Source organism: Shewanella decolorationis S12 (assembly GCF_000485795.1).
Taxonomy (GTDB): domain Bacteria; phylum Pseudomonadota; class Gammaproteobacteria; order Enterobacterales; family Shewanellaceae; genus Shewanella; species Shewanella decolorationis.
Genome location: NZ_AXZL01000043.1, coordinates 37,323 through 64,243 on the forward strand (window position 1 = coordinate 37,323; position 26,921 = coordinate 64,243).

The 26,921-nt window shown below is 47.0% G+C and carries 23 protein-coding genes and 1 pseudogene; 18 read left to right on the forward strand and 6 right to left on the reverse strand.

Annotated elements, in window-relative coordinates; genetic code table 11:
- Window positions 1-65: 65 nt before the first annotated feature.
- Window positions 66-617, reverse strand: a complete 552-nt coding sequence (locus SHD_RS02545) for an LON peptidase substrate-binding domain-containing protein (RefSeq protein ID WP_023265709.1) — start codon at window positions 615-617, stop codon at window positions 66-68.
- A gap of 96 nt (window positions 618-713) precedes the next feature.
- On the opposite strand from SHD_RS02545, the gene SHD_RS02550 reads away from it, so the two are divergent.
- Complete coding sequence (locus SHD_RS02550) at window positions 714-1,328, forward strand: class I SAM-dependent methyltransferase (protein ID WP_023265710.1); 615 nt, start codon at window positions 714-716, stop codon at window positions 1,326-1,328.
- Window positions 1,329-1,551: 223 nt separating this feature from the next.
- Window positions 1,552-2,496: a chemotaxis protein CheV gene (locus SHD_RS02555; RefSeq protein WP_023265711.1), complete on the forward strand. Its 945-nt coding sequence runs from the start codon at window positions 1,552-1,554 to the stop codon at window positions 2,494-2,496.
- A gap of 172 nt (window positions 2,497-2,668) precedes the next feature.
- Here SHD_RS02555 and SHD_RS02560 read toward each other — a convergent pair whose 3' ends face one another.
- Together SHD_RS02560 and SHD_RS02565 are read right to left on the reverse strand one after the other, a co-directional pair.
- Entirely contained in the window at window positions 2,669-3,310 is a 642-nt protein-coding gene (locus SHD_RS02560; protein ID WP_023265712.1) for a hypothetical protein, read from the reverse strand.
- A 57-nt stretch (window positions 3,311-3,367) separates the two neighbouring features.
- Window positions 3,368-3,727, reverse strand: a complete 360-nt coding sequence (locus SHD_RS02565; protein ID WP_011072081.1) for a DUF2750 domain-containing protein — start codon at window positions 3,725-3,727, stop codon at window positions 3,368-3,370.
- A 407-nt stretch (window positions 3,728-4,134) separates the two neighbouring features.
- Between SHD_RS02565 and SHD_RS02570 the strand changes: the two genes are divergently transcribed.
- Both SHD_RS02570 and SHD_RS02575 read left to right on the forward strand, forming a co-directional pair.
- Complete coding sequence (locus tag SHD_RS02570; RefSeq protein ID WP_039977256.1) at window positions 4,135-5,427, forward strand: lytic murein transglycosylase; 1,293 nt, start codon at window positions 4,135-4,137, stop codon at window positions 5,425-5,427.
- A gap of 209 nt (window positions 5,428-5,636) precedes the next feature.
- Window positions 5,637-6,125 (forward strand): FKBP-type peptidyl-prolyl cis-trans isomerase, encoded by a 489-nt coding sequence (locus SHD_RS02575; RefSeq protein WP_011623029.1) that lies wholly within the window; start codon window positions 5,637-5,639, stop codon window positions 6,123-6,125.
- Window positions 6,126-6,429: 304 nt separating this feature from the next.
- Here SHD_RS02575 and SHD_RS02580 read toward each other — a convergent pair whose 3' ends face one another.
- Window positions 6,430-8,358 carry a M1 family metallopeptidase gene (locus SHD_RS02580; RefSeq protein WP_023265714.1) on the reverse strand — a complete coding sequence of 643 codons (1,929 nt, stop codon included), beginning with the start codon at window positions 8,356-8,358 and terminating at the stop codon, window positions 6,430-6,432.
- Window positions 8,359-8,743: 385 nt separating this feature from the next.
- Here SHD_RS02580 and SHD_RS02585 point away from each other — a divergent pair, with 385 nt between their 5' ends.
- The 4 genes and pseudogenes from SHD_RS02585 to SHD_RS02600 all read left to right on the forward strand — a co-directional run bounded on the left by SHD_RS02585 (window position 8,744) and on the right by SHD_RS02600 (window position 14,856).
- Window positions 8,744-8,971: a DUF3389 domain-containing protein gene (locus SHD_RS02585; protein ID WP_039977262.1), complete on the forward strand. Its 228-nt coding sequence runs from the start codon at window positions 8,744-8,746 to the stop codon at window positions 8,969-8,971.
- 52 nt (window positions 8,972-9,023) lie between these two features.
- A complete protein-coding gene (locus SHD_RS02590) occupies window positions 9,024-9,689 on the forward strand; it encodes an alpha/beta hydrolase (RefSeq protein WP_023265716.1) in 666 nt (221 codons plus the stop codon).
- Between the two features lie 363 nt (window positions 9,690-10,052).
- Window positions 10,053-11,771 carry a bifunctional UDP-sugar hydrolase/5'-nucleotidase UshA gene (ushA, locus tag SHD_RS02595; protein ID WP_023265717.1) on the forward strand — a complete coding sequence of 573 codons (1,719 nt, stop codon included), beginning with the start codon at window positions 10,053-10,055 and terminating at the stop codon, window positions 11,769-11,771.
- Between the two features lie 436 nt (window positions 11,772-12,207).
- A pseudogene (locus tag SHD_RS02600) lies at window positions 12,208-14,856 on the forward strand (TonB-dependent receptor).
- Window positions 14,857-14,930: 74 nt separating this feature from the next.
- On the opposite strand, the gene SHD_RS02605 reads toward SHD_RS02600, so the two are convergent.
- On the reverse strand, window positions 14,931-15,290 hold the full coding sequence (locus SHD_RS02605; RefSeq protein ID WP_023265720.1) for a TraR/DksA C4-type zinc finger protein: 360 nt from the start codon (window positions 15,288-15,290) through the stop codon (window positions 14,931-14,933).
- Window positions 15,291-15,453: 163 nt separating this feature from the next.
- Window positions 15,454-16,401 (reverse strand): tRNA-dihydrouridine synthase, encoded by a 948-nt coding sequence (locus tag SHD_RS02610; RefSeq protein ID WP_039977257.1) that lies wholly within the window; start codon window positions 16,399-16,401, stop codon window positions 15,454-15,456.
- A 259-nt stretch (window positions 16,402-16,660) separates the two neighbouring features.
- On the opposite strand from SHD_RS02610, the gene SHD_RS02615 reads away from it, so the two are divergent.
- The 10 genes from SHD_RS02615 (at window position 16,661) to htpG (ending at window position 26,858) form a co-directional block, all read left to right on the forward strand.
- The gene (locus SHD_RS02615; RefSeq protein WP_023265722.1) at window positions 16,661-17,092 is read left to right on the forward strand and encodes an HvfA family oxazolone/thioamide-modified RiPP metallophore; all 432 of its coding nucleotides are present in this window, start codon (window positions 16,661-16,663) and stop codon (window positions 17,090-17,092) included.
- Between the two features lie 143 nt (window positions 17,093-17,235).
- The gene (locus tag SHD_RS02620) at window positions 17,236-18,075 is read left to right on the forward strand and encodes an HvfB family MNIO-type RiPP peptide maturase (protein WP_023265723.1); all 840 of its coding nucleotides are present in this window, start codon (window positions 17,236-17,238) and stop codon (window positions 18,073-18,075) included.
- Complete coding sequence (locus tag SHD_RS02625) at window positions 18,075-18,815, forward strand: HvfC family RiPP maturation protein (protein ID WP_023265724.1); 741 nt, start codon at window positions 18,075-18,077, stop codon at window positions 18,813-18,815. The genes SHD_RS02620 and SHD_RS02625 overlap by 1 nt, the downstream gene beginning before the upstream one ends.
- A gap of 156 nt (window positions 18,816-18,971) precedes the next feature.
- Window positions 18,972-19,094, forward strand: coding sequence for a hypothetical protein (locus tag SHD_RS22360; RefSeq protein WP_039977258.1), 123 nt, complete (start codon window positions 18,972-18,974; stop codon window positions 19,092-19,094).
- Window positions 19,095-19,213: 119 nt separating this feature from the next.
- Window positions 19,214-19,582: a YbaN family protein gene (locus SHD_RS02635; protein WP_023265725.1), complete on the forward strand. Its 369-nt coding sequence runs from the start codon at window positions 19,214-19,216 to the stop codon at window positions 19,580-19,582.
- Between the two features lie 181 nt (window positions 19,583-19,763).
- Complete coding sequence (apt, locus tag SHD_RS02640) at window positions 19,764-20,315, forward strand: adenine phosphoribosyltransferase (RefSeq protein WP_023265726.1); 552 nt, start codon at window positions 19,764-19,766, stop codon at window positions 20,313-20,315.
- Between the two features lie 129 nt (window positions 20,316-20,444).
- The gene (gene dnaX, locus SHD_RS02645) at window positions 20,445-23,516 is read left to right on the forward strand and encodes a DNA polymerase III subunit gamma/tau (RefSeq protein ID WP_023265727.1); all 3,072 of its coding nucleotides are present in this window, start codon (window positions 20,445-20,447) and stop codon (window positions 23,514-23,516) included.
- Window positions 23,517-23,685: 169 nt separating this feature from the next.
- A complete protein-coding gene (locus tag SHD_RS02650) occupies window positions 23,686-24,015 on the forward strand; it encodes a YbaB/EbfC family nucleoid-associated protein (RefSeq protein ID WP_023265728.1) in 330 nt (109 codons plus the stop codon).
- Between the two features lie 12 nt (window positions 24,016-24,027).
- Window positions 24,028-24,627, forward strand: a complete 600-nt coding sequence (gene recR / locus SHD_RS02655) for a recombination mediator RecR (RefSeq protein WP_023265729.1) — start codon at window positions 24,028-24,030, stop codon at window positions 24,625-24,627.
- A gap of 317 nt (window positions 24,628-24,944) precedes the next feature.
- Entirely contained in the window at window positions 24,945-26,858 is a 1,914-nt protein-coding gene (htpG, locus tag SHD_RS02660) for a molecular chaperone HtpG (protein WP_023265730.1), read from the forward strand.
- Window positions 26,859-26,921 lie beyond the last annotated feature (63 nt).

Here is a 26,921-nt window from a genome sequence, read left to right on the forward strand (position 1 = left end):
TACGGTCGATATTCGATAAGCATAGGGAGCAATACGTAGTGAGTGAGATGATGGATCACTCAAATTTAGTTAATAACTGTGCGTAATAAATCCAGCGTTAATTGATGATCCAATGCATTGATACAAGTGTACTTTTCAGCCGCTTGTACGGGTAAGATCTCTAACCAGCGCTGACATACCCACGTAATATCCTCAAATTGCTCTACTTGATAATGCTGAAGGTGTTGCGGGTACTCTTTTAGTATGTTTTGCAGCATTTCACTCAAGTAACGTTCATCCTCTTCGATTGCTGCCGTTGGCCAATTATCAATAAGGTTAACTTCAGCGCGCTTTAAGCCATCAGGTTCTACAGCAATTTCACCTAGGGTAAAACGTTGTTTCCCTTGAATACTTATCCCGAGCATACCATCGGGTAAGGTTTCAAAATCAATGATATGCGCTAGCGTTCCGATAGGATATAGGGTTTTCCCTTCTTCAGACGTCATGCACAAGCCAAAGCCTTCACCAGATTTGAGCGATTCAGCCACCAAGCGTTTATAGCGTGGCTCAAAAATACGTAACTGAGTATATCCCTCTGGCAGTAGACAAATGGGCAAAGGAAAAAGAGGTAATTTCATAGTGGCCTCAGATGAACTTATGTCTATATCATTACGTACCATAATCAGAAGTTGATCAGTGATTCAACTAATAAGCTACTCATATAAGGGGATATAATGAAGTTAAACCCATTCGAGAAAAAGTTAGTTCAACATCCACTGCGCTTTTGGTTACAAAATCATATCGAAGCGCCGTTACTGACCTCAATGATGCCAAAGCCGCATCCTGATATACGACAGGCCCTTGAAATTGGTTGTGGTTTTGGTAATGGCATTCAGTTGATCCGTGACCATTTTGGTGCAGAGCATGTCACTGCCGTCGATCTTGATCCCGAGATGATCGCTGCCGCAAAGGCACGTTGGCAAGAGTCACCCCATGGGCTGAAACAACTGGATTTTACCGTTGCCGATGCTACTTCATTACCTTTTGCAGACTCACAGTTTGACGTTGTGTTCAACTTTGCTGTGTTTCACCATATTCCTGATTGGCAAGCAGCAATTGCTGAAGTGGCAAGGGTACTCAAGCCTAATGGCTATTTTGTGGTGGAAGATTTATACCGTGCAGCTATTTGTAATCCCTTGAGTCGAAAACTATTTGAACATCCACAGCAGAATCGCTTTAACCACCAAGAGTGGTTATCTGGAATGCGTCAGGCGGGATTTAACATTTTATGCGATAGAAATCTGTTCAATCTAAGTGGCATGGTATTGGCTCAAAAAAGCCTTGCTTAAATCCAAAGGGTAAGATTGTCAGTTCACATAGCGAGTTTGATGCCCCGATTCTGGCAGAAATGGTGAAACAAGCAAAAATATCATCATTTAGCTATCAGAGTGATTGTAATTTTTAGATAAAATCGACATGTCACATGGTTCTCATTGCAAGTTTACCGCTATAATTTGCTTAATCCTTAGCAGCTGAGGGAATTTTTTTCCTCCAGAGTAGAGAAGCAGCATTATGGCAAATGTATTGGCAACGGTAGACCAACGCACCAATCTTGTCGGTGAGAATCGACTAGAGCTGTTGCTGTTCCGGATTAACTCCATGCAGTTATTTGCAATTAACGTCTTTAAGGTGAAAGAAGTTGTAAAATTGCCACCTTTGAATGCCATGCCTGGTAGTCATCCACATATTTTTGGGGTAGCCAATATTCGTGGTATGTCGATTCCGGTGATTGACCTACGTTCAGCTATCGGCTTTAAAACTGTGCCTCCAGGAGATGATGCCAATATGATCATCACCGAATATAACCGCAGCGTGCAGGGCTTTTTAGTTGGTAAGGTCGAGCACATTATCAACATGACCTGGAGCGATATTATGCCACCGCCCAAAACGGCAGGGCGTAATAATTATCTTACCGCTATCACGCGTATTGAGTATCAAGGTCAGTCGCAATTAGTGTCGATTATTGATGTTGAGAAAGTTCTTGCAGAAATCATCCATTATGATGTTCGTCTTTCTGAAGGGGTGTTGGATGAAAGTCTGTTAGATAAAATGCCAGGCAGAAAGGTACTGATTGTCGATGACTCGTCGACTGCAAGGCGCCAAGTGCGTGAGACCTTAGGCCAACTCGGGATCGAAATCATTGAAGCATCCGATGGTCTACAAGCATTGCATTTACTGCAAAAATGGCGTGATGAAGGCAAAAATGTCGCCAAAGAGCTTTTGATGATGATAACCGATGCTGAAATGCCGGAGATGGACGGCTACAAGCTGACCTATGAAGTGCGTAACGATAAGGCGATGGCGGACTTATTTATCACCTTAAACACTTCGCTCAGCGGTAGCTTTAACAATGCGATGGTGGAGAAGGTTGGCTGCGACAGGTTTATTTCTAAGTTCCAGCCCGACTTGCTGGTGGAAGTGGTGCAGGACAGATTAAAACAAGTTATCGGCAAATAACGCCACTGATTTAGTTGATTGCTCAATAACAGGTTGAAACCCATAGGCCGACTGAGCAACCTGCGATTGGCGGCCTGGTTATTTTCGGTGCCCGATTTTAGCAACAGACTTTAGATTTTGATTTGCGATTGTGGCTATTTGCCGCAATTCGAATGACTTACCGCGATACGAATTATTGGCTGAGTTCGGCTTTGACATCGGCAAGGACTTGGCGCTTCATCTCTTTGGCGGCGGCGATATGGATCCGCGCAAGCCTTAGAGCATAGTTAAATCTCTGCCTACCGACTAACCGAATAAGCTCGGCAAAAAATACGGGATCTAAGCAGAATTGCTGGCTGTAGTAGTGAATCGCCGCGGGTAAAGAGGTGTAAGTCACCCCATCAAACTCAAAGCGAGTACTGTCTAACTGGCATTCGAGTTCAACGCCTTCAAGTTGTATCGGCCAGCCCGGAAAATTAATCCTGTCGCGGGCAATTTGATACATCATCCAAGCGCTTTTTTTAAAGCCTTCAAACACTTTGCAGGAAAACTCAGACTCGGCTAGCTCTTCCTCCGTCCAATTAATCCCAATGGCTAAGTGCTTGGCATAAATGGTCATTAGGGCATCTTTAACCGCCACACGGCAATCCCAGATAGAGGTTAAGGTGTGCTTTTTAGCAAGTTTTAAGCATTCGGCGCAGCAAGGGACGGCTAAAGCCGGGTGGGGCGCATGTGACTCTGCTTGATATTCCAATCTGTCTTTGCAGGGCTCGCCGCAAAACCAACAGAGGTGACGTTTATCGAAGGGAATGTCGATACAAGGGAAAGCGGACATCAAGGGCTCAATACCTCAGCCCTTGATGCCTTAAACATGCTGTTTTGGTTGATGGAATTAAACCTCTTCAACATCAACTAAATCTTTCGCCAGAACGATAGGATCTAACTCTAAGCAGTCTTCATCACTCTGCCAATCAACACCAATCAACACGCCATCATCGTTGAGATCCGATACCCAGTACTCGAGGAATTCTTCGAGGCTAATGGCCACCGCTTGGTAGTCTTTCCACTCTTCGGTGCAGTGAGACTTTGCCTGCGCTTCACTCGACCATAAAGGCATAACATCAGTATCTTCGAACTCGCCCGAGTCACAAACGACCCAGCCTTCGCCAGTTTCATCCATCAAACCCCAGAGTGTTTGATGTTCTTTTACGTTTTCGATAAAGCCAGCCAACGCCGCGTTGATTTCAGTCATGATAGGTCTCTTTGAAGTATGCTGTTAACTTGTCCATTATACGGCAACGGATAGATAGTCCAAGGGATTCTTTGCTAAGATTTTTTTGCTGTTGGTTAACTGAGCAATAAGTGAATTTATCCGGCGATTTGTGGTGATAAGCATTGTGTTAGCGGGCGCTATGGGTCAGGATGTGCCGAGCAGAGGCACCAATAAGGATTACTGATTGTTGGTGAGTATCTGACTTGATTTTCTGGGGGAGAAAATAGTTTCGTGGATGTTTGGCCGTTGCCCTGTTTTTTTGATCTATCAACACAGCTGCAACCTGTTTATGGCTAAATATCGTATCTCTCTTGGCTCGGGGTTATTCACCTCTTGCCTCGCTCAGCTAAGATACATTCTTAGCGCTGACTGTAGGAGTAATTGATTTGATCAAACTGAAAGGAATGTCCTATCTTGCCGCCAGCATCGCCGCGTGTGTGAGCTTAAGTGCGTGTTCGAGCGCGCCAACCTCCGGCGGTAATACTCAAACTGCGATCGCCGAGACGCAGGCCGCCGTGCAAGAAATGCCGCTCAGTGACACCATCGCCGCCCATGCTGCGGCATTCCCGACCTGTGTAGCTAACTTACAGGAGCGCGCACGTACCGAAGGCTTATCCGAAGCCACTATCCAAGACACAGTCGCCAGTTTGCAGTTTGTGCCTAAAGTGATTGAGCTTGACCAAGCTCAGCCCGAGTTTAGTCAAACCTTCAACAACTATTTTACCAAGCGGGCGACCGATTGGCGGGTGAATGAAGGACGCCGTTTACTGAAAAAACACCGCGCGCTGCTCGATAAATTGGCGCAGGAATACGGCGTGCCACCACAATATATTCTGTCTTTCTGGGGGCTTGAGACTAACTACGGTTCCTACAAAGGCAAAATGTCCGTGTTAGATTCCCTTGCTACCTTGGCCTGTGAGCCGCGTCGCAGTGGCTATTTTACGACTGAGCTGATGCAAGCGCTTAAGTTAAAAGAAAAATACGGCTTTGATAAGAGTACTATGGTGGGCTCTTGGGCCGGCGCTATGGGGCACACCCAGTTTATGCCCTCGGCCTATGCAAAATATGCCATCGATGGGGATGGTGACGGTAAGGCCGATTTGTGGAATAGCACCGAAGATGCACTTACCTCGGCGGCGAACTTTTTGCAGCACTTAGGCTGGCAACGCAATGAGCGTTGGGGGCGAGAAGTGGTATTGCCGCGCAATTTCAGCTATGAAAACCTTGGCGCCAAACAGGCGCTGCCGCTATCCCAATGGGCGGTGCAATCTGTCGTGCAAAGTAATGGATTGCCTTTACCCGCCATCGATATGAAGGCGGCGCTGTATTTGCCCTCGGGTCATACTGGTCCCGCGTTTTTAGGCTATGAGAACTTCAATGTGATCATGCGTTGGAACCGCTCTGAATTTTACGCCATTACCGTCGGTCATTTGGCCGATAGAATTAATGGCGGCGAACCATTAAAAGTAGCACCGCCCGAGCAACCACGTTTGAGTCGCGAGCAAATCAAACAGTTGCAAACCAAGCTGAATGAATCAGGCTTCGATGTCGGTAAACCCGATGGCGTACTTGGGCGTAACTCTTCGGCGGGGATCCAAGCATTCCAGCGCAGTAAGAATATGATTGCCGACGGTTTTCCAAGCCCTGAAGTCTTTAGCGCACTGGGGATTTCACTCTAAAGTATTTAGGTTGTGTCGTACTTCCTGCGAATATTGCCGCAAGTGGGTTATGGTTAACGCAATCCTATGCCACTTTAGGTGCGAGGCCTGCTAATCCGCAGCCGCTTAAGCTTTGGTGAGGCATCGCAGGGATAAAACAGTGGAGTGCAAAGGCCAGTTTTGTTAAGCTCGGCCGACATTTGAAATCGAAGCAAATCAAAGGATATTCGATGAGCATTAAAGACGATATGGTTGTGCAGTTTAACTACACTCTGCGCGACGAAAAAGGCGAAGTGATCGAGACGAACGAAGGTCGCGAGCCGATTGCTTACTTACATGGCCATGACAACATGATGCCAGGTGTTGAGAATGCGATTAATGGTAAAGCGATTGGTGAAAAGTTCACTGTTACTCTGCCATGCACTGAAACCTATGGTCAACGTATCGAAGGCGAAGCGGCGCAGCAACGTGTGTCAGTGAAGCACCTGTTAGGCGCTAGCGTGTGGAAACCAGGTATGACGGCTGTGGTTCATACTGATCAGGGTCAACGCCAAGTGACTATCGTCAAAGTGGGTAAGTTTATGGCGACTGTGGATGTTAACCATCCATTAGCTGGCCGTGACTTAACCTTCGATATCGAAGTGGTTGGCGCCCGTGATGCGACCGATGAAGAAATCGCCCACGGTCATGCCCACGGTGTAGGCGGTCACCACCACTAATCTGTGTGGTTTCTCCCATTAATACTCTGTTACAGCAGGCGTGCCCGGGAATAACGACCAGATAAATAAACAAAAGCCCAAACCTAGGTTTGGGCTTTTTTGTGCGCTAATGCTTTGTTTTGCAATCCATGTTTTGTAATCAAAACCTCTCCATCACAGTCTCGCAATCACAGCTTCGTAATCAAAGTCTCGCAATCAGCGTCGTAGTTTTTGTGCAAAGGATTCACCGCTAAACTTATGCCCACGTTTCGTGGCGAGGCTTGAGCACGGGCTTTCCTGCGCTCAAGCCAAACAAGCGATCCGCTTAATGGGTATGCTCCAGCGGTTGATCACTAAACATCATATCGAGACTCGCTTGGGTCTGTGGGTGATAACCACTGCGGGCCGCCAAATAAACGGTTTTTGCCCAATCATAGTACTCGCTGCTCGCGAGTTTTTGATACAAAGGCACAATCAGCCTGCGCCGGCCAATCTCGGTTAAATGTTGTTTCAGTGCAGGTAGGACACTGTAATAACTGTTATCGAGGGCGAGGGCATACCAGGCAAAGGCGATTTCATTATTGTGGGTGCCAGTAAAATGAAAGGCCTTATCTAACTCGGCTAATTGCTGCTCTGTGAGATTTAGCCTTGGCATTTCATTAATAAAGCGTAGCCATTGATGCACAGTCCAGCCCTGAGTGTTTAGCGCGCTGGCATCACGTTTGCCCTCTAACCACGCTTGGCGCTGGGCATCGATATCATCGAAGGCGTGTGAGTTCGGCGGCACTAAAAAGCTGGGTAAGCCTTGCCCCTCAACCCAAGTATCCACTTCAGATTCACTGACGATATTGGGATATTTTTGCAATAACTGCTGCGTGAGGTAACTACGGAACTGCTCCGTGGTAATACTTTGAAACGCAAAGTGATCGAAGTAGCTTTTCACAAAGGTGTCGAACCGTTCGCGGCCAAATTTTTGCTCGAGGAAGCGCAAAAATAATTGCCCTTTCACATAGGGGACGCCGCTAAAGGCATCGTCGGGATCGCGATCGCCTAAGTCAATATGCAGCACTGAATCGCTGGCGGGTAACTCGGCTAATTCGGCCAACAGCTCTGAGTAACCAATGGTTTGCTCCATTAGAGCGCGGTCGCTGCCATAGAGATCTTCCATAATGCGGTTTTCCACATAGGTGGTAAAACCTTCGTTGAGCCAGAGATCGCGCCAGGTGGCGTTAGTGACTAAATTGCCCGACCAAGAATGGGCCAGCTCGTGGGCGATTAAACTCACTAGGCTTTTATCTCCCGCGATGACCGTGGGGGTAATAAAGGATATACGTGGATTTTCCATCCCACCGAAGGGGAAACTTGGCGGAAGGATCAGCAAATCGTATCGGCCCCAACGGTAATCGCCGTAGCGTTTGGCGGCGATGGCAATCATCTCTGGCGTATCGGCAAATTCTTTGCTGGCCTTGGCAAGCATTTCGGGCTCGGCCCAAATGCCTGAGGTGTCGTCTAAGGCGGCAAATTGCAGATGTCCTGCGGCAATCGCAATCAAGTAGGCTGGAATCGCTTGTGGCATAGTGAATTGAGTTTGCGTCGCAGACACGCTCTCTCTATCGGCACTCATCACGACATTAATGCCTTGCTTGGCTGTGACAGTGGCGCTGTAGGTTTGGCGCACTGCGGGCGTATCTTGCAGTGGGATCCAGCTTCTGGCATGGATGGCTTGGCTTTGGCTAAACATAAATGGCCATTGCTTACCTTGGGTTTGCTCTGGAGTCAGCCATTGAATGCCTGATGGATTCTTGGAGGTATGATAATTAACTTTGACTTTAGCGACTCGCTCTTGAGGCAGATTGATGGTGAGCGCTGCGCCTTTGACCTTATCGGCTGCACCTAAACTAAAGGGCACGGATTGCCATTGGCCGTTTGCATTTAACATGCTGACACTGTTAATCGTAAGGTCACGTGTATCGAGCACCAGCACTTTTCCGGTCTGATGCCAATCCAGTTCGAGAATCGCGTCCCCCGAGAGTTGCTGCTGCGCAAAATCTACGTTTAATGCCAATGCGATGTGATGAATGCTCACTTGCTGGTAATTGGCAAAGGTCAGCTCATCGGTGACAGAGTACATTTGGCTGGCGGTGACGCTGGCTAGGCTCGTATTCGGTAAGGCATTGGCCGCATTGGCATATTGTACTAATGGCAGCAGCATCAAGAGTGCGCTGCTAATGAGGGTACGACGGGATAAAAACATATAACCACCCAGTGTTGTGATTCTTGTTATGGCGTAAAGCGTACTAGCCGTGAGCGGGCTTGCATCGCAGATGCGGGATTTTACTCGAACTGCTCTGCTTTGGGCACTTTAGCTGACACTAAAATGTAATTAAACTTTATCTAGACTGTGGGATTACCATTGCTAAATGGCTTGGCTAAGAGTCTATGCCGAGCGGATAAGGATTTGACGTAAGCGCACTCAAACCGAGCGATGTAGATTTTATGTCGATGGGTAGACCTAAGCTTGCTCAACCTATGGCGTGTCTGTGATCAACGGTAGTGCGAGTTTAAAAGTTCATCCTTGGCGAAATAACTTTGCTATCATGGCGCGTTTTAACAGTGACTATCACGAGAGCGGAATTGCTATGCTAGTGGAATTTTCTCAGGGTAAGTTGATTGCCACTGAATTTGAAGTGCAGATCCGGCTGAACATGGCCAATGTGGTGCTTCAAGCCGCGGCCGAAGACATCAGCCTTAGGCTGGAGCCCCCGATGATCATCGCCAATGGCGGCGGCGTGCGTTGGAGCATTAAATTAGATAACACAAATCAGCTCGACGCATTGCAAGCCCTCCTCGGCATTGATTATCTGTAAAGCGCTCGCGGGGCGAGAATAATAACTTTTGATTTATAAGGGATTTGTCAGTATGACACTTGAACGTATTGTGATTGAGCCTCAAGTTGAGGCGACGGCGGCGGTGATTTGGTTACACGGTTTAGGGGACTCGGGTGCCGGGTTTGCACCTGTAGTTCCAGCATTAGGCTTGCCAGCGGGACACAGTATTCGCTTTATCTTTCCCCACGCACCTGAGCAAGCGGTGACCATCAACGGCGGCTACATTATGCGCGCTTGGTATGACATTAAAAGTATGGATTTGCACGATAGAGCCGATATGCAGGGCGTGATGGCCTCGGAGCAGAGTGTGCAGGCCTTGATTGACGAACAAATCGCGGCTGGTATTCCGAGCGAGCGCATCGTCTTAGCTGGTTTTAGCCAAGGCGGAGTGATGAGCCTGTTTACGGGATTACGTTATCCTCAAAAACTCGCTGGCATTATGGCACTTTCCTGTTATTTACCGACGGGTGATGTATTACCCAGCCAATTAAGTGCCGCCAATGCGACAACACCTATTTTACATCAGCACGGTGAACAGGATGATGTGGTGCCATTATCCGCAGGTTTATTAGCGAAGAGTGCGCTAGAGGCGGGTGGATATTCGGTACAATGGCAAACGTATCCGATGCCACATTCTGTCATTCCTGTGCAATTAAAAGCGATTAGCACTTGGTTACTACAGTGTTTTGAAATGTAGAAAATTCTAAATGCCTATAAAAACACCATGCGGTAAGAGGTTTTTTATCCGCTGGTGTTTTTTATTTAGAACAATTGGCAGCCAGGTGCGGTGGTGCTAACTTGCTTAAAAATAACGAATTAAATTTTTATTTTTAGTACAATTAACTTATAAAAAGAAAATGTCAAAATCAGCCATTTAGCTTATTTTTTATTTGAAACAAATCTGTCTTAAAAGTCGCCAAATATCCCACATTAAAGTCACGTTTATTAATAAAAATGACACAATTCATCTTTATTCTTTGGTATTATGCGTGACGCGAGAGTTGATGGTGCTCGCACAATCTTTCTATGATAAAATAATTAAAATCAAGGGGTTGATGTAATGACAAATAAGCTTATTAAAGGATTGATTGCAACTGCTGTGCTGGCAGCGTTAGCAGGTTGTAATAGTGATGATGATAATAAAGTCCCTACAACCTGTGCCGAAGCGGGCAGTGCTTGTAAAACTTTTACCGTATTACACACCAATGATAACCATGGTCGTTTCTGGGAAAACAGTGATGGCGAATATGGTATGGCAGCGCGTAAAGCGTTAATTGATCAAATTCGTGCTGAAGTCAGTAAGAATGGCGGTCAAACATTATTATTGTCTGGTGGTGATATCAACACTGGTGTCCCAGAATCTGATTTACAGGATGCGATTCCTGACTTTACCGGTATGAACAAAATTGGTTACGACGCAATGGCAGTTGGTAACCATGAATTTGACAACCCATTATCAGTATTAGATATGCAGCGTCGTTTAGCCGAATTCCCAATGCTGGCGGCGAACATTTATCGTAAAAACGCTGAGGGTGGTCAAGGTGAGCGTTATTTCGAGCCTTACAAAGTGTTCGATATTAACGGTCTTAAAGTGGCTGTAATTGGTTTAACCACAGAAGACACTGCCAAGATTGGTAACCCAGAATTTATTAGTGATTTAATTTTCACCGATCCTAAAGTGGAAGTGGCGAAAGTTATTAAAGAAATTAAAGACGCAAAAGCCGCTGATATTATCTTCGCAACGACTCACATGGGTCACTATGCCGATGCTCAAAACGGTAGCAACGCCCCAGGCGATGTGGCGATGGCGCGTGCGTTAAATAAAGGTGATCTGCAAGTCGTTATCGGCGGCCACTCACAAAACCCAGTGTGTATGGAACCTGGTAGCGACAATAAGTCTTATGCCAACTTCAAACCTGGTGATGATTGCGCCCCAGATCAACAAAACGGTACTTGGATCATGCAAGCCCACGAATGGGGTAAGTATGTTGGCCGTGCGGATTTCGAATACTTCAACGGTGAATTGCACTTAGCTAGCTACAAGCTGATCCCAGTGAACATGCGTAAACTGGACGAAGCTGGCAAGAAAACCACTGAGCTGGCTGGCACTAAGATTGAACCAGATGCTGAGCTAAAAGAGCTGTTGTCTTACTACCAAGAGAAAGGCCAAGCTAAGTTAGACGAAGTGATTGCGACTACTGATGCGCTGCTCGATGGTGAACGTGCGAACGTACGTAACAAGCAAACCAACTTAGGCCGCATGTTAGCCATGGCACAAAGCGGTAAAGTGTCTGCCGACTTTGGTGTGATGAACTCAGGTGGTGTGCGTGCTTCTATCCAAGCGGGCGACATTACTTACCGTGATGTGCTGACAGTTCAACCTTTCGGCAACATGGTCACTCTGAACGAAATGACAGGTACTGAAGTCGCGGCTTACTTAGGCGCTGTGGGCAGTATCCAAATCGGTTCGGGTGGTTATGCCCAGATCACTGGCGTGAAAATGACCATCGACTGTGCAGCTAAGACTGCTAATATCAGCGAAATCAATGGCAAAGAGTTCAGTGCGACAGCTAGCTATAAATTCACTGTACCTAGCTTTAACGCTGCAGGTGGCGACGGTTATCCAAAACTGGCTAGCCCAATCCAAACGGGTTACGTGGATGCGGACTTACTCTATTCATTCCTGAAAGAGAAGCAAGCAATCGTAGCTGCTGACTATAACCCAGTTGGCGACATTGTTTACGAAAACTCAAGCAGTGTTGAAGGTTGTAAGCTGTAATTCTTGAGCAAGTTATTTAATACCATAATGCCACTCAACTGAGTGGCATTATTATTTATACCCATCACTATTTTTACTCTGCATTGGTTAATACCAAAATCAATTTCGCAAGATGATACATCTAGTGCTTATTGTTGCTGATTTGTTTTTATTTATTTTGTGTAAACATAAAATTATCAGGTGACTGTTATTTGTATCTTTTACATACTTAATAACATGGTTGTATTTTATTTATCTAAACCATTGTTTGCTTATGTTTTAATTCTTATATTCCCTCCTGTTGTTTTGTCCTCTATGTAACAATTTGTTCTTTTGTTGTTATTTTTGATTGCGGCAATTTGCTGTAATTAACAATATTGATACGTCAAGGAAACTTGCAATTTAACTAGAATAACAACAAGTCGGGTTTTATAAATTAACCCTCCAGGAGAGATATATGCATCACCTAACGTTAGCAGCTAACGCTGTGCGGGCTAGTCTAATTACTATGGGTTCTGCTAGTGTTTTATTTTCAGGAATAACGATAGCCGCAGAGGATAATACTAAAGTTGAGCGTATTGAAGTCACAGGCTCACGTATTAAACAGGTTGATATGGAAACGGTTTCTCCTGTGACTGTGATTAATGCCGCTGATATTGCTATGACGGGCGAAAAAACTGTCGCTGATGTATTAAATAATTCGGCTATTAATAGTTTTGGTTCATGGCGCGGTATTTCGGGATATGGTTCAGGGGCGAGTTCAACAAGCAATGTTAACCTTCGCGGTTTAGGCTCATCGGCGACACTGGTACTGCTCGATGGCCGCCGTATGCCTGGCACTAGTTCAAGTTCTGGTTCAGTTGCCGACACATCTTCTATCCCAATGGCAATCGTTGAACGTATTGAGATCCTGCGTGATGGCGCTTCTGCTGTCTATGGTTCTGATGCGGTTGCGGGTGTAATTAATATTATTACGAAGAAAGAGTTTGATGGTCTGCAACTTGATTACAGCACAGAACAACCGAGTGTTGATGGTGGTGATGCAAATCGTTTATCGATTGCAACGGGTTATAACACAGATAAGGGTAATATCACGTTAACCTATGAATATTATGATACCAAAGCGGTAATGGACCGTGATATTTGGAAGATGGATGATCCGAGTTATTCGGCCTACAGTGGTTTTAGTTCTGTGCCTAATGGTAGTTCGGCATCCGGTTGGTATAGTAATTCAGAAATCTGTGAGCAAACTGAAAATACCGTAGACACTACCGATGGTAATAATATTGGCCGCTGTTTATATAACCATGGCAATGTGACCAAATTATTTGGTGACCAAACACGTAATTCAATTTTGTCGAATTTTTCCTATGAGATCTCCGATGGCATTCAATTTCGTGGCCGAGCATCTGCCTCTTTGGCTGAAACTGAAACTTGATATGCCGGAACGCCAGTGTCAACTAATTATCCCGTGATGAGTGCGGATAACAAATATAATCCAATTGGCGAAGACATGACGCTTTATATGCGCTCAGCTCAAATTGGTGAGCGCGACACCTTAACAGAAACCAATAATGTTGATATTTTAGGTGGTTTTCTCGGAACGTTTGACTTAGGTAATGGTGTTGATTGGGAATTAAATGCTCAGCATTCGCGTTCGACGACAAATTCATTTAATTACAACTTAATTAATGACGAAATCATTCAGCAAGCGATAGATTCTGAGCAGTATGATATTTTCAATACCTCGGGCATGAGTTACGCACAATGGAATCAACAAATGACCGAGTTGTATCGCAAAGCGGCTCATACAGGCGTGTATCAGGGTAAATTTGAGAGTACTCAGCTTGATGGATTAGCGTCAACTCTGCTTGTCGATAATGGCGATGTCTCCGTTGCTATGGTGGGTGGGCTTGAATATGAAATGATCAAGTTTAAGCAAACCAGTGATCCTGAATCGGCCTCAGGTATTATTTCGGGCGGTTCTGGCGGCGATGATGTTGATGCAACCCGTGATCGAAGTGCAGCTTATTTAGAATTTCAAGTTGGATTACCGGCTAATGTCGAGTTTTCTGCCGCGGTTCGCTATGAGCGTTACGAGCAGGAAGGTTCGCTCACTGGCGCACAAGGGGCCGTGGTGAACTCCTCGACCTTCGACGCCGTGGTTCCTAAGTTTGGTTTAAGCTGGCGACCTGTTGACAGTCTATTATTGCGGGCCAGTTATGGTGATTCCTTCCGTGCACCTAATATGAGTGAGATGTTCTCTTCGCAATCCTTAAGTTTTGAAAAAGCAGTCGATTCGCTGTGGTGTAACGAGCCAGGTAATGTTGATGCTATTTACTGTGCAACCAATAACCAGCACAAAACCTGGTATGGCGGTAATCCCAATCTCGAGGCTGAGGAGGGGAATTCACTCACGTTAGGTGGTGTCTGGAATGTCACTGATGATTGGAATGTGGAGTTATCCTACTTTTCAATTACCTATGACAATAAGATTGAATCGGTAGATGTCGACGATATTCTGCGTGATGAAATCAAAAATGGCTCATCACCCTATGTTCATCGCGGTGCAGATGGCAAAATCGAATATATTGAAGCAGGCGTCCGTAACTTAGCGACGGTTGAAACCTCAGGTATCGATTTTGTAACCGCCTATAATCTCGAAACTGCAATTGGTGACTTTAACTTCAAGCTGGATCTGACCCATGTGCTTGACTTTAAAAAGCAAGATAATGCTGAAGCAGAGATGATTGATTATGCCGGTACAACCGATTCACCCGATTGGCGTGGAAACTTGGCAACTAGCTGGAAATATGACGATTTTTCAGCAGCATGGACTGTGGTGTATATAGGTAGTCAATCTGCTGATTACTACAATACTTTAGAAGAGACAGACCGTTACGTCGATTACTCTCATTACTTTAAACACAATATCCAGTTTGCCTATCAGCACGCTTATAACGGTTCAATCACCGTAGGGGTGAATAATTTGTTTGATGCCGATGCGCCAAACTATTACACCTATGCCGATTACCGTGATGTAAACGTTGGCCTCTATGATGTGTTGGGGCGTACTTATTATCTGAGAATTAATCAGAAGTTTTAAGTTATCCCTCTCCCTGGATAACTCAAACCTCCGCTTGCGGAGGTTTTTTTGCTTGTAGAATATATCGATGCTGCTTAATGACTCAGACGCAGCTCATGGCGATGCTCATGCAGATAATGCTCGGCGCAGCTGCTGCAACGTTGCTCGGTGGGATCTTGGGTCAAGCGCTCGGCTTCGATTTCGGTTTCGCAATCGGAGCACAGGCCGTATAAGCCTAAGTCGAGTTGACAAAAGGCGGCATCGAGGCGGTTTAAACGGCAAAATAGCGGATGTTCAGCGAGGTGACTTTGTGCCAGGCGGTCAATCAATTCGCCTAAGCTGAGGCTGGCATGATGTGCCCCAAGTATTTCAATAAACTGAGGGAGCGCGCCGATTTCCTTCCTTAGATTAGCTTCAAGCTCTGACAATTCTTGTCTGATATGGGTGGTGCTCACGTAAAATCGCCTGTTTTATCTGACTCTGGACATTCAGTCTAATAGTTCCACTATCAGCGACTATGATAAAGATCAAGTATCTGTGCGATTTATGGGGATTAAGTGGTGGTTTACCTAAAAATTCACCACTTTCTCATGGGATTATCCTATGCGCTATCCACAGTTATTCGCAGAGACGCTGCTGCGCCTCTTCCAGCACCCGCACAATTTCCTCAGTGGTTTTATAGATGCGCAGCTCCCTAAACAGGGTGTCCGCCTCGGGGTATTGGCGATTTAAGTAACTAAACCATTGCTTAATTCGCGCCGGATAATAATCACTCTTACGACCGCTCAGTTCACGTTGGGTGTAACTCAGCATCAAACCCAATGTATCTGCCCAGCTGTAGGGCGCCGCGCCAGTCTTAATGGTATCGGCAAGATTGGGCAGCGAAATCGCGCCGCGGCCAATCATAATGCTGTCGCAGCCTGTCACTTGCATACAACGCTTGGCATCCTCGCTGTTCCAAATCTCACCGTTGGCAATCACTGGAATGGGCAAACGCTCGCGCACTTCGGTGATGTATTCCCAGTAGGCGGGTGGTTTGTAACCATCTACTTTACTGCGGGCATGGATTGCCAGCTCAGTCGCACCGGCTTCATACACGGCTAGCGCATTTTCCATAAACAGGGATTTGTCTTCGTAGCCTAAACGAATTTTCGCCGTCACTGGATGTTCGGCGGGCACCGCTTGGCGCATCGCACGCACAATATCGTGAATGGTATTGGGGTACTGCAACAGTACAGCGCCGCCATTACTGCGATTGACCATCTTGGCAGGGCAACCAAAGTTAGCATCGACGCCGTGGGAGCCTAGCTCAATCGCCCGCATGGCATTTTCGGCCATGCAGTTGGGTTCTTGCCCTAAAAGCTGTACACGAACGGGCGTACCTGAGGGGGTAAAGCCACCATTAAGCAGCTCGGGACAGAGTTTAAGAAAGACTTTCTCTGGTAAGAGTTGGTCAACCACGCGCACAAATTCGGTGACGAGCAAATCGTAGGGGTTAATTGAGGACAAAATATCTCGCATTAAGTCGTCAACCACGCCTTCCATCGGAGCCAAAATTACGCGCACTGCAACAAACCCATATCCAGTTTCAAAGGGCGTGCATTCTATCCTATTGGACTGTGGTTACAAAGCATTGCGAGGGAAGGGCGATGACTGTTTTGAGTTATTTTTACGACTAAATTCTGCTTCCTATCAGCATATTTTGATTATTTCTGTGATTTGGTGATATTTTTTGAAATGAAACCGAGATGGGGCGGGTCTTTTGCAGTAAGCCAGCTACAACACTGTTGTTGGCCACCATTCATCAAATAAAAGGAAGAAGCATATGAAGTCAGTTAAGCATACAGCCGTTGCAGTAGCGTTAGGTACAGTCGTGGTCGGTTCTGCATTCGCCGTGAATGCGCAAACCAACCCATTCGGATTTGAAACCATGGAAGCGGGTTATCAAATCGTCGGTTCAGAAGGAAAATGTGGCGAAGCTAAATGCGGCGCTGATATGAAAAAAGCCGCAGCCGAAAAAAACAAAGAAGGTAAATGCGGTGAAGCCAAATGTGGCGCCGACATGAAGAAAGCAGCCGCAGATAAAGCCCACGAAGGCAAATGCGGTGAAGCTAAGTGTGGCGCCGATATGAAAAAAGCCGCAGCCGATAAAGCCCACGAAGGTAAATGTGGTGAAGCTAAATGCGGTGCAGATATGAAGAAAACCGCAGAAAAAGTGGATGCCAAGACAGAAGCGGTCAAAAAAGAAGTGAAATAAACGCGAGTCGAAGCAATCAAGCTTTTGCTCTGACACTTGGCCAGCCTTTGCTGGCCTTTGTTTAGCGGCATTCGAGTATGAGTTTGACAGAACGAAAAGGTAATATCGACAGGTCAACACACCCTAGGTAAAAGGTGAAAGCAATGCAAGAGAGTGGATTGGTTGGATTAGGCTTACGGCGTGAAATGCTCAGTGAGTTTTGCCAAGCGCTGCCAAAGTCTATCGATTTTTTAGAGGTCGCCCCTGAAAACTGGATGACGCTCGGTGGAAAATACGGCAAGCAATTTAGGCAACTTACTGAGCAACATACTTTTTTCTGTCATGGTCTGTCACTCTCTATCGGCAGTCCTGCCCCTTTAGATTTGGCGTTTGTCCGCCAAGTGAAGGCGTTTATGGATCTGCACCAAATTGATGTTTATTCAGAACATTTAAGTTATTGCTCAGGAGCTGGTCATTTATACGATTTGATGCCCATCCCCTTTACCGATGACGCCGTTAAGCATGTGGCGACGCGGGTCAAACAGGTGGAGGATATTTTAGAGCGGCCTTTGATCCTCGAGAATATTTCCTTTTATGCTGCGCCGAGCGCACAGATGAGTGAGCAGGCGTTTTTGACCGCAGTGCTAGAAGAGGCCGACTGTAAGCTGCTGTTAGATGTGAATAATATCTATGTGAACTCGATAAATCATCAATACGATGCCGAGGCTTATTTAAAGGCCATGCCAACGGAGCGCATCGCCTATTTACATATTGCAGGGCATTACCAGCAGTCAGAAACCTTGCTGATCGACACCCATGGCAGCGACATCAACGATCCGGTCTGGGCACTGTTGGATAAGTGCTATGCCCAGCATGGCGTCTTGCCGACGCTGCTCGAGCGTGACTTTAATTTGCCTGAAACGGTGCAGTTATTGGATGAGATTAACCAAATCCATGCCTATCAAGCACGGGCTAAAAATCGTTTGGATAAGAGGATTGCCTGATGGATTTTAAGCAAGTACAGCAATCCTTTATCGATTATATTCGCGATCCCCAAAAACCTGTGCCAAGCGGTGTGCCCCTCGAGCGTATGCAGGTTTATCGAGAGCTATTTTTTAATAATGTGATGGGCTTTGTCTCCAATGCCTTTCCCGTGCTCAAAAGTCTCTATAGCGATGCACAGTGGCAAGCCTTAGTGCAGGCTTTTTTCAGCCAACACGATTGTAAGTCTCCAATTTTTATTGATATTGCTTGGGAGTTTTTACAGTTTCTGCAGTTTGAATATTCGCCAGCAGAAAGTGATCCACCCTTTATGTTGGAGTTGGCGCACTATGAATGGCTCGAGCTGCGAGTGGCAACAGCGCAGCAAACGAGTGAGCAAGTTTTGCTATCCAAAGAGGATATTCTGCAACTTAATCTATGTTTAGCAACAACGGCCTGTGTGGCCCAGTACCAGTATCCTGTGCAGCAGATCCGCCAAGATTATCGCCCAGAAGAGCCATTGCCGCAGCCAGTGTTTTTTTGCCTCTATCAGGATGAAGCGGGCGAGGTGGGATTTTTGCAATTAACGCCGTTAAGTGCGCAAGTGCTGGGATATTTGGCAGAACAAGGGCAGCGTCGCCTCGATGACATACTGAACTGGCTGCAAGGGATTTATCCGCACATGCAACCGGAAATCTTAACCCAAGGCTGTATTGAGTTACTCGAGCAACTCGCGGTCAAAGGAATCGTGCGTGGGATTTAAGTAGTATGTTGCTAAAATCAGCAAAATAAATGCAATAACCTTACATAAAAAGGGTTTTTGTTGATTTGACAAACCGCTACAATGGCGCCCGTTTTGTGATCTTAATCACTGTATGATTCCTGCGCACTTATCTTTGCACACATTTGAGGAGCTGTAATGAGCAGTCAGCCATTTAAAGACCCATTTAACTTTACGTATTTTATTGGTTTTATTTTAGTCTTACTGTTGCCGACGCTTCCAGCAAGCCTGACTTGGTTAAAGCAATTAGGCTTAATTTAAGCAGGTTTTAATCTCAAATTGAGTATACTACTGGCCACTCTTTGAGTGGCTTTTGTTTTCATGTTTTGGCGCATTAACATACTTTACTTATCTACAAACTATATGGTCATCTACAAACTATGATATTGAAACGCGGTTTGTTTTTATTGATAGGCTGTCTTGCGTTGGGCCTTGGACTGCTGGGTATCGTAGTACCGCTTCTGCCGACTGTGCCGTTTATCCTATTGGCGGCGTATTGTTTTGCCCGCTCAAGCGAGCGATTACATCAGTGGTTGATGACACACCCGTGGTTTGCCGATGCGCTGACCCAATGGCAACAACATAGGGCAATGCGCCCAGGCCTTAAACGCAGGGCGATGTTACTTACGGGACTCAGTTTTAGCATCAGTATCCTAGTGGTCCCGATTATCTGGGTGAAGTTGCTGCTGCTCACCATGGCGTGCGGATTACTCTGGTATCTTAAAACCATTCCTGAAATCGAATCCTAAGCACATTTGATCTAAGGCACAAATTGGTAACCAATTCGTCACTTGAATACGCTGCTTATTGCAACTCAAACCAAAGCGGCATAAGCTTTGTGCGAATGATTAAAGCTCGTCCACACTCGCTGTGGACGTTTTGTTTTTACCGCCAGCAATTACGCGTGGCGAAACGATTAAGTTAAATTAAATGGCTATGAATACAGAAACCTTATCCTTGATAAAGCAAAGCATTAAAACCATTCCTAATTATCCTAAGGAAGGGATTCTATTTCGCGATGTGACCAGTCTGCTGGAAAATGCTGCCGCCTATAAAGCGACTATCGATTTATTAGTTGAGCATTACCGCAACAAAGGCTTTACCAAGATTGTGGGTACCGAAGCCCGTGGTTTCTTATTTGGTGCGCCTTTAGCACTGGAATTAGGCATTGGTTTTGTGCCAGTACGTAAACCTGGTAAATTGCCACGCGCGACTATTAGCCAAAGCTATGAGCTGGAATATGGCCACGATAGCCTTGAAATCCATACCGATGCGATCACCGCGAATGACAAAGTATTAGTGGTTGACGATTTGCTGGCTACCGGTGGCACTATCGAAGCCACAGTAAAACTTATCCGCCAACTGGGTGGTGAAGTACAAGATGCGGCCTTTGTGATTTCATTACCTGATTTAGGTGGCGAAGCCCGTTTAACTGCCTTAGGTCTTGAGTTGGTTAAACTTTGTGAGTTTGAAGGCGAATAATTCTTCAGCCAAAGGCGCCTAGGGATAGTTTAATGGCATGTCGCTAATTGACATGTTATCTTGCAACTATCTCGGGGCGCGATCCCCTTTTTTGTACCAACATTCTTGTCATGCACATTGGGGAGTTCCATGTCATATCAGGTGTTAGCCAGAAAATGGCGCCCTGCCACATTCGAACAGATGGTCGGCCAAAGCCACGTGTTGCACGCGCTCACGAATGCGTTAACGCAACAACGTTTACACCACGCTTATCTTTTTACGGGTACACGCGGTGTGGGCAAGACCAGTTTGGCGCGCCTCTTCGCTAAAGGCCTCAACTGTGAAAAGGGCGTAACGGCTTCCCCCTGTGGTGTGTGTGGCAGCTGTGTCGAAATTGCCCAAGGCCGCTTTGTTGACTTAATCGAAGTCGATGCCGCCTCGCGCACTAAAGTCGATGACACCCGTGAGCTCTTAGACAATGTGCAATATCGTCCGACCCGTGGCCGTTTTAAGGTCTACCTGATTGACGAAGTGCACATGCTCTCCCGCAGCAGTTTTAATGCGCTGCTAAAAACTCTCGAAGAACCGCCAGAGCATGTGAAGTTTTTGCTGGCGACGACCGATCCGCAAAAGCTGCCGGTGACTGTATTATCCCGCTGTCTGCAATTTAACTTAAAAAGCTTAACCCAGCAGGAAATTGGCACTCAGCTACAACATATTTTAACCCAAGAGCAATTGCCGTTTGAGCACGAAGCCTTAACCCTGCTCGCCAAAGCGGCCAATGGCAGTATGCGTGATGCCTTAAGTTTGACCGATCAGGCCATTGCCTTTGGTGGCGGCACGGTAATGCTCAATCAAGTGCAATCTATGTTGGGTAGCATTGATGAGCAGCATGTGCTGCGCTTACTTAAAGCCTTAACCGATGCCGATATCGGCGTATTGATGCAAAGCTGCGCACAGGTGCTCGCCTATGGCGCGGACGCCCAAGAAGTGCTGCGCAGTTTGCTAGAATTATTGCATCAAATTACTTTGACTCAATTTGCGCCAGCCGCCGCGCAACAATCCCTTTATAGCGCACAAATTCAGGCCTTTGCCGAGCAATTAGCGCCAGAACAAGTGCAGTTGTATTACCAGATTTTACTGACTGGCCGTAAAGACTTACCCCATGCGCCGGATCCTAAATCGGGCCTTGAAATGGCGCTGCTGCGGGCAGTGGCATTTGTTCCCGAAAAGCCAGTAAAACGTTGGCTGGTTGAAGACGCTGCAAAGGTGAGTTTGCCTGCTCAGCAGCCAACGTCGGCTATGCCCGTATCCAATATGGCAGCGGTAGAACAGACCGTTAATCAGGCTGTGGCTGAAAAAAAAACTCCACTAACCGCTGAGTGTGACTCACAGGCTCTGCCACAAGTAGCAACGACTGAGCCTATGGCTAAGAGTGAGAACGCTACAGCTGTGCAACAAGCCTTATCTGCTGAGGATATGTTAGCTGTCGATGATGCGATTGATGATGGGGCTGAACTGAATGCCGCATTAATTGCCGAGCAGCAAGTGATCTTAAGCCAAGCTCAAAGCCAAGGCTTTGGTGCAAGTGTGGTATCGAGTACTGAGGCCGTCTTAATTTCAGAATCAAGCCCTAACTCAAAAACTGACGCAAGCCCTGACTTAAGCGCTGAGTCGAGCTCAGTTTCTATGCCGGCATCGAATCTTGATACTGAGCATAATCAAGCTGTGATGGTGGATTCCGAGAGCCTTAATTCTTCTCCCTCGGCATTAACAGTAGTTGACTTATCCGCAGAGGAATATGCTCAAGCGGGTGTTAATGAGAGTACAGGTGCGCTAGCGCCAGACGAATATTCCGCTGAAGATTACGGACAATACGATTATGCCGCCGCGCCACTCGATGCCTATCAGGATGATTATTCACAATTTATGGCTGAGGAGCAGGGCGGATTTTCCGGAATGGAAGATAGTTCGCTTAATCGCGACAGTGCTCAGTCCATTGGCGAAAGCTCAGCTTCAACAGCTTCTCTGGCTTCAACATCTTTAGCTTCAACTACTACAGTGTCCCTTGAGGATGACGATATTTTATCGGCGGTATTAGCGGCGCGTGACTCCTTGTTATCCGATCTTGATGCGCTCAGCACCAAGGAAGGTGATGGAAAAAAGTCGGCAGCGGAAGTTAAGCTTAAAACTCCGAGCCAGAGTGCGCATACCGCGCCAGTCTCTCACTCGCCATCGCATAAAACGCCTTCAGTTGATGCATCTACCGAGCATCAAGTGGTTAGTAACACGTCCGATAACGACTTTGAGCTGCCCTTTGACGATGATTTCGAGGCCGAGCTCCATCTTGAGTCACAATCAAATGTCACGCTAACTCAGCAGCTAGATCCGAACGATCGCCCACCATGGGAAGAGGCGCCCATCGCAGGGATGGATGATGCCAACGCATCGGCTGCAACTGCTAACCTACAGCGTGAAACCGCTGTTGTGCTGCAAACAGTTGTTGATGAGTTAGGCGCTGCGAACGTCGCCGCTCAAATATCACCAACGAATAGCGAAGCGACACAGGTTGAGCAAGTGCAAGAACAAGAGCCTGTACAAAAGAGCGAGCCAGCTGCGCAAAGCCCTGAGAAGAATACGGCGCCGCAGGCACTTACACCACAACTAACGCAGCAACAAATACGGCAACCGGCTCAGCTACAAGATTCGGTGCAGTCACAGCCAAATGAGACAGTACAACCAACGTCATCCACCGCATTAGCGCTGGCGCAATCGATTACCGGTCATCCCTTAGACTTGCACTGGTATAAGCTCATGGCGAGCCTAGAGATTGGCGGCCGTGTGCGTCAGTTAGCGGTAAACTCGATTTGTCAGGTGCAGGCTAACCCTTTGCCGTTGCTGCTAAAACCTGACCAGAAACATTTAGCGGCGCCCGTGGCGATTGAGCAGCTTGAGCAGGCATTGACAGCCGCATTGGGGAACCCAAGACAGGTTGAGGTGGTCATAGGAAGCGATCCTTCGCGGGAAACCCCCTTAGAGATGCGCAAACGTTTTCACCAAGAGTTACTGCAGCAGGCACGCCAATCGCTAATGATGGACGATAATGTGCAATGGCTGATTAACCGTTTTGGCGCCGAGCTGGATCTGGATAGTTTACTTTATCCGCCAGAGTTGTTAGCCCAGCGTAGTGGACTCATTCCCGCACTACCTGAGCCCGAGTAATATTTCCTCTGTGCATATGCTGCGTGGAGTGGCAGAGTTTGTTAAAAACTCGCTATCAAGATCATAAGTTGAGCGATGGGATATCGGCATTGATTGCCAATCCCATTTATTTCAGTAAGATTAGCCAGCTTAAAAGCTTGCGACTAACCCTAATAGAAGAGAAATGACTATGTTTGGAAAAGGCGGTATGGGCAATCTGATGAAACAAGCCCAGATGATGCAAGAAAGAATGGCAAAAATGCAGGAAGAAATTGCCCGCATGGAAATGGTCGGTGAATCAGGTGCTGGCTTGGTTAAAGTGACCATGACTGGCTCACACACAGTACGTAAAGTCGAAATCGATCCAAGCTTGATGGAAGACGATAGAGAGATGCTGGAAGATTTGATTGCCGCAGCGTGTAACGATGCAGCGCGTCGTATCGAAGAAAACCAAAAAGCTAAAATGGCCGAAGTGACTGGCGGTATGCAATTACCACCAGGCATGAAAATGCCATTTTAATTGAGATAGACAATGAAATTTAGCCCCCTGCTTGACGAGTTAATTCAGTCCCTGCGCTGTTTGCCAGGGGTTGGGCCGAAATCGGCTCAACGTATGGCGTTTCAATTGCTTGAGCGCGATAGAAAAGCTGGGCTTAAATTAGCCTCGGCGCTGTCGAGTGCCATGAGCGATATCGGTCATTGTCAGTCTTGCCGAACCTACACTGAAGAAAGCCTCTGTCCGATTTGTGCTAGCCATAAGCGCGGCTCCTCGTCGACGATTTGCGTGGTCGAAACGCCGGCCGATGTGTTAGCCATTGAAGCGGGTGGACATTTTACCGGTCGCTACTTTGTATTGCTGGGCCATTTATCACCACTCGATGGGGTGGGGCCTGAGGAGTTAGGCTTGGCGCTATTAGAGCGTCACTTAGCCTCGGGCGATGTTGCTGAGCTGATTTTAGCGACCAATCCCACGGTAGAAGGTGAGGCCACCGCCCACTTTATTGCCGATATGGCAAGGCGCCACAAAGTGGTGATCAGCCGTATCGCCCACGGCGTTCCCGTGGGGGGCGAGCTGGAATATGTTGACAGCACCACCTTAGCGCTGTCCTTCAATGGGCGTATCCCGCTGTAGCCTGCGATGGACTCAAGATAAAACCCGCCAGCCCAGTGCTTGCGGGTTTTTATTTTATGGGCGCAGGATGATGTGATTAAAGAGTATTAAGCAGATGCGCTTAGTGCTCTTGTTTGCCGCGTTAGCCTCCCTCGTTTGTGACTGACTCCTCACCAAATATCTGGGCCATGGGCCGTGTTTTCGCTTCAAGTTGCCTTATTTTTCGCCATTTGATCTGTGATTTTATCTCCCCCCTTGAAAAGTGGATTTACAGCCCCATTTTATTAATCACTAAGCGTTTGCTTTAACCAAATTGCGTAACAAATAAGGAAAATTTCATGTCACAACAAGAAACTCATGGTTTTCAAACTGAAGTCAAACAGCTGTTGCATTTGATGATCCATTCTTTGTACTCCAACAAAGAAATTTTCTTGCGTGAACTGGTCTCCAACGCTGCGGATGCGGCCGATAAGCTGCGTTACCTTGCGTTGACCAACGACGCGCTATACGAAGGTGACGGTGAGCTACGTGTGCGTATCAGCGCAGACAAAGAAAAAGGCACTGTGACCATCGAAGACAATGGCGTGGGTATGACCCGTGATGGCGTGATTGAGCATTTAGGCACGATCGCCAAATCGGGCACCGCTGAATTCTTTAAAAATCTCTCTGGCGAAGCCTCAAAGGATTCGCAATTAATCGGTCAGTTCGGTGTGGGCTTCTATTCAGCCTTTATCGTGGCGAAAAAAGTGACAGTACGCACCCGTGCTGCCGGTCATAAGGCCGATGAAGCTGTATTGTGGGAATCAGAAGGTGAGGGCAGCTTCACCGTTGAAACGATCACCAAGGCCAGCCGTGGTACTGAAATCACCCTGCACCTACGTGATGACGAAAAAGAATTTGCTGACGATTGGCGCCTGCGCTCCATCATCACTAAATACTCAGACCATATTTCAATCCCAGTAGAAATGTGGCAGGAAGGCACCCCTGAGCGCGATGGCCCAGACGGTGAAAAAATCCCTGCAACCGAGGGTTACTGGAAGGTCATGAACAAGGCGACAGCGCTGTGGATGCGCAACAAGTCTGAGATCACTGACGAAGAATACCAAGAATTTTATAAGCATATTTCCCACGACTACACAGACGCACTGCTGTGGAGCCATAACCGCGTTGAAGGTAAACAGGAATACACTAACCTGTTGTATATCCCTTCAAAAGCGCCATGGGATCTGTGGAACCGCGACCGTAAGCATGGCCTGAAACTCTTTGTTCAGCGCGTGTTTATCATGGATGACGCCGAGCAGTTTATGCCATCTTACCTGCGCTTTGTGCAGGGTTTGATTGATTCAAACGATCTGCCGCTGAACGTGTCCCGCGAGATTTTACAGGACAACCACATCACCAAAGCAATGCGCACCGGTATCACTAAGCGTGTGCTGGGTATGTTGGAAAAACTGGCAAAAGACGATGCGGAAAAATACCAAAAATTCTGGGCCGAATTTGGTCAAGTGTTGAAGGAAGGTCCAGCGGAAGACTTTGCAAACCGTGAGCGTATTGCTGGCTTACTGCGTTTTGCGTCTACCCATACGGGCAGCGCGGCACCGACTGTGTCACTCGATGATTACATTAGCCGCATGAAGGAAGGCCAAACCAAGATTTACTATATCGTTGCCGACAGCCACGAAGCGGCCGCCAACAGCCCACACTTAGAACTGCTGCGTAAGAAAGGCATCGAAGTGTTGCTGATGTCAGAACGTATCGATGAGTGGTTAATCAACCACTTAACTGAGTACAAAGAAAAACAATTGCACTCAGTCACCCGTGGCGAGCTGGAATTAGGTGAGCTGGAAGATGCGGCTGAGAAGGAAGCGCAGGAGAAACTCGCCGAAGAGTCTGCACCACTGATTGAGCGCATCAAAGCGGCATTAGGTGCAAGCGTGGCCGATGTTAAAGTCACCTCGCGCTTAACCGATACCCCAGCCTGTGTGGTGACGGGTGAAGGTGAAATGTCAACGCAAATGATCAAACTGATGCAGGCTGCTGGTCAGCCAGTGCCAGAGGTCAAGCCGACGTTTGAAGTAAACCCTGCGCATCCATTAGTGTCGCGCTTAAACGATCTTCAAGATGAAGCCGCCTTTGCCGATTGGTCGAATCTGTTATTGCAACAGGCGCAATTGTCGGAGAAGGGCAGCCTAGCGGATCCATCGGCCTTTATTAAGCTGATGAACCAAATGTTATTGGCAAGTCTGAAGTAACACATTCGGGGCACTTGAGTCGAGACACAAGTGCCCCGATTCACTTTTAGGCACCAAGAGTCG